The organism is Acinetobacter sp. OYA S30 (assembly GCF_033599315.1).
In the GTDB taxonomy this organism is placed as follows: Bacteria; Pseudomonadota; Gammaproteobacteria; order Pseudomonadales; family Moraxellaceae; genus Acinetobacter; species Acinetobacter baumannii.
Map to the genome: position 1 here is coordinate 1 of NZ_JAWVAV010000134.1, position 890 is coordinate 890.

1 protein-coding gene is annotated in these 890 nt (G+C 39.2%); it reads left to right on the top strand.

The genetic code is table 11. From position 1 onward, the window contains the following. A partial coding sequence (locus R5R67_RS19475) for a phosphoethanolamine transferase (RefSeq protein ID WP_318755210.1) occupies nucleotides 1-890 on the top strand: 890 nt, incomplete at both ends.

Consider the following 890-nt stretch of genomic DNA (forward strand, 5'->3'; position numbering starts at 1 on the left):
GTACAAAAGAACCTCCCTAAGTTAATGATACTTGTTGTAGGTGAAACGGCACGTGCCGAAAGTTTCTCTCTAAATGGGTATGCAAAAAATACGAATCCGGAGCTTTCTAAACAAGATATTTTCAACTTTTCGCAAGTGAGCTCATGCGGTACGGCGACAGCGGTTTCTGTGCCATGTATGTTCTCGGGTATGCCACGTGTAGATTATGATGAGCAATTAGCTAGTCACCGCGAAGGTTTACTAGATATTGCAAAACGTGCGGGTTACCAAGTGACTTGGATTGATAATAACTCGGGTTGTAAAGGTGCATGTGATCGCGTTGAGCAATACCAGATTCCTGAAAACTTAAAGAAAAAATGGTGTAAAGATGGCGAATGTTATGATGACATTCTCATTGACAGCTTAAAGCAGTATTTGGCTACTATTGCCAAAGATGATGATCGCCCACGTTTGATTGTTTTGCATCAGGTGGGTAGTCACGGGCCTGCATATTACAAGCGTGCACCTGAGGCATATCAACCCTTTAAACCGACTTGTGATACGAATGCGATACAGGGCTGTTCGCAAACCGAATTGCTAAATAGTTATGATAATACAATCGTATATACAGACCATGTATTAAGCCAAATGATTAATACTCTAAAAGAAATATCAAAATATCAGACAGGTTTATGGTATTTATCTGATCATGGCGAATCAACCGGAGAACATGGTTTATATTTACATGGTTCACCTTATGCAATCGCACCGAGCCAACAAACACATGTACCAATGATTATGTGGTTCTCTGAAAGTTGGAAACAACATAATCTTGCTCAAGTGAATTGTTTAAGCCAACAAACTAAACAAAAGTTAAGTCAGGATAATTTATTCCCAAGTTTGTTAAGTTT